Consider the following 2673-nt stretch of genomic DNA (forward strand, 5'->3'; position numbering starts at 1 on the left):
ATAAGAAACTTGAAGAATTGTATCATGGCTACAAAAATGGTGATATATTGAGTGGTGAGATGAAACAAGTGGCAATAGAAAAAATCAACGCGTTTCTAAAAAAGCATCAGGCAGCGCGCGAAAAAGCAAAGAAAACCCTGCCAAAATACTTGCTCAAAGATTAACCCCTGAGGCAGTGCATATTTTTTTTAACCCTGTAGTTGCGTTTTTGGTTGCACTCTTTTTTGTCTGATTCAAAGGCAAAATTTTAGAGTCGTCGTGTCTATAACCTTTTATGGGGTTTCCGCCGTCTCAAATTAATAAGAAAGTATTTTCTTTTTTCTTAGAGGGTAATAGATTACACCAACTAAAATTAGGATTACTCCAATACTTAATGCACCATAACCGGCATAAACATATTTTATGTGTTCTTCAAATAATTTAATTAAAGCGATTCCTAAAACAAAAGAAGCAAAACCTGTTCTTACATAAGCAAGAGTATTTCTTTCATTAGTCAAAATTGTTCTTTCTTGTGCTAATTTCTTATGGCTAATTAGCTTTTTTCTTAAATCAGTTCCGTTTTTCATTTTCCTCTTTTTACTATGTATAATCCCATTTATTTATAAGTCTGTTTATTTTTAAATTGCTTGAAAAACATTAGGCGACTACCCCTTTTAATAAATCTACACAACGATTGAATATAACCTCGGCGTTTAGCGAAGTCATAAGTTTTCCAAGAGGCTCGAAGGCGAAACCATCAAGACTCATGATGAAAATTTTGGATTTAAGTGAACGAAGTCGACCCAAGTAAGATATAACATAAACCCAAGAAAACTGAAAGATTTATATAGTATGTAAGATTAATCTTACTTGGTGATATAGATGGATGTTGCTATAACAAGAATGAGTTCAAAAGGACAGATTGTAATACCTACTGAAATGAGAGGAGATATTCATGAAGGAGATAAACTTCTAATAATCAAAAGTGATGGCCAATTGATTATGAAGAAGGCCAATAAGTTGGATAGCAACTTAAACGAAGATTTAGAGTTTGCTAGAAAAACTGGTGAAGCTTGGAAAAAGATTGGGGCGGGAAAAGGGATTAAGATGAATTTTGATGACTTTATCAATGAGATGAAAAAGTGGTAGAAATAATCTTTGATCCTAATTTTAGGAAGGATTTTAGGAAAATTAAAGATAAATCTCTCAAGGAGAAGATTATAAAGCAAGTTTCTAAAATAAAAGCTAATCCTGGGATTGGAAAACCCATGAGATTCGATAGAAAAGGAACAAGGGAATTGTATATCCCTCCGTGGAGATTATCCTACAAAATAGAAGGAGATATTGTTTATATACTTTCTTTATATCACAAAGATGAACAGTAATAGGTTTTCTTGGGCCGCCGAAGCGAAGCGTAGGCACAGTATGATGTAAGGGTGTGCATTACTTTTCAGGATTTCTATTCAAATATTTTTTGACAGGATCGGCAACAGTATTTTTATTGATATTGTTAGACATACACTAGTTTGTTCTAAACCAAACAGTTAATTTCATTGCGCCTCTGCTTGAGTTGCAACTACTACAACAAAGCGCAACATCTTGTATTTCTAATCCCTTGCCACAATAAAATGGTCCATCAAAATTCAAATACTCTATTGTTGTGCTATCTTTCCTATTATTAACATTATATGGATAAATCATTTTTTTGTGGCAATACACACACGCCTTATCTCTATCCTGAATTTTTTCAGAGCTGGGGCAAAATTTGGAGAAATTGCGAGCCGAGCAATTTCTCGGTTAATGCCTGTTAAACGAGGGTGAGGAGCGATAGCGACGAAAGCGCAGCGTCCCCAAGCGACCGAAGGGAGCGCAGAGTTTTCTTACTGCCGAAAATCCAGTTAGTGCCGTAGTTTTTGCCGACTATATTAATTTCTGCGAAGCAGACTAAATGTCCGCAGGACAGGGGGAGTTCGTTCATTCCAAAGAGCTTTAGCGACATATCAAGAACAAGAATAAAAAGGCGGCTTTCCGTTAATTCAGTTTTCTATCACTTTTTCCAATATTACATTCAAAACACAAAGTTTGTAAATTATTCAAAGTAGTTTTACCACCCTTAGCAAAAGGATGTATATGGTCAATATGGAGAATTACACCGACTGAAGTTGCTGGACTTCTGCCACAAAAAACACACCTAAAATTATCTCTATTTAAAACACTCAATCTTAATTTTAATGGTATATCTCTTTTATCTTCTTTTTGAATTTTTAGTCCATTTTGTTTTTCTTTAACTGATTCTTTTTGTGGCAAGTCATCAATAATAACTTCATGTCCCATTTTATATTCAATGAATTTTAGACAAGTATTTGTCCAACCTCCAAATCTATGTTTGTAGCAACCAAAACTAATTTTTGGCTTTGATGCAGTCCATTCAATTTTTGATGGTCTATGACCAATCTGTTTCCATATCCGTTCCATTTCATCAAAAAGTTCTTTATCGGAGTAAATTCTATTCGGAGGTGTTTTTCTTGCGGATAATTCTTGTCCTTTCTTTTTTAGATAGTCTATCAAGAAAGAAATTGCTTTTCCCCATGTTCCAAATTCTCTGATAACCGTGCCTGCACTTATTTCTGAATGTTCGTTAAATTCTCTTTTGCCAAACACAATAAAATTATTCTTTTTTGCGACTTTTTCCAA

At 34.2% G+C, this 2673-nt stretch carries 4 protein-coding genes and 1 pseudogene (1 of these 5 cut by a window edge); 3 read left to right on the forward strand and 2 right to left on the reverse strand.

The annotated features are described in order from the left end of the window. Positions 1-164 (forward strand): annotated as a pseudogene (locus COT72_05535) (tryptophan--tRNA ligase); it begins 932 nt to the left of the window's first position. Between the two features lie 132 nt (positions 165-296). Here the strand turns inward: COT72_05535 and COT72_05540 are convergent. Beyond that, positions 297-566: a hypothetical protein gene (locus tag COT72_05540; GenBank protein PIN99706.1), complete on the reverse strand. Its 270-nt coding sequence runs from the start codon at positions 564-566 to the stop codon at positions 297-299. Positions 567-861: 295 nt separating this feature from the next. Between COT72_05540 and COT72_05545 the strand changes: the two genes are divergently transcribed. Both COT72_05545 and COT72_05550 read left to right on the forward strand, forming a co-directional pair. After that, positions 862-1128: an AbrB family transcriptional regulator gene (locus COT72_05545; GenBank protein PIN99707.1), complete on the forward strand. Its 267-nt coding sequence runs from the start codon at positions 862-864 to the stop codon at positions 1126-1128. Further along, on the forward strand, positions 1122-1364 hold the full coding sequence (locus COT72_05550; protein ID PIN99708.1) for a hypothetical protein: 243 nt from the start codon (positions 1122-1124) through the stop codon (positions 1362-1364). Before COT72_05545 ends, COT72_05550 begins: the two co-directional genes overlap by 7 nt. A 646-nt stretch (positions 1365-2010) precedes the next feature. Here COT72_05550 and COT72_05555 read toward each other — a convergent pair. Further along, positions 2011-2313, reverse strand: a complete 303-nt coding sequence (locus COT72_05555) for a hypothetical protein (protein PIN99711.1) — start codon at positions 2311-2313, stop codon at positions 2011-2013. Positions 2314-2673: the final 360 nt, after the last annotated feature.

The organism is archaeon CG10_big_fil_rev_8_21_14_0_10_43_11 (assembly GCA_002763265.1).
In the GTDB taxonomy this organism is placed as follows: Archaea; Nanobdellota; Nanobdellia; order PEZQ01; family PEZQ01; genus PEZQ01.

Coding starts and splice junctions, on each gene's coding strand:
- COT72_05540 (PIN99706.1), bottom strand. CDS start 566: ATGAAAAACGGAACTGATTTAAGAAAAAAGCTAATTAGCCATAAGAAA.
- COT72_05555 (PIN99711.1), bottom strand. CDS start 2,313: ATGGGACATGAAGTTATTATTGATGACTTGCCACAAAAAGAATCAGTT.
- COT72_05545 (PIN99707.1), top strand. CDS start 862: ATGGATGTTGCTATAACAAGAATGAGTTCAAAAGGACAGATTGTAATA.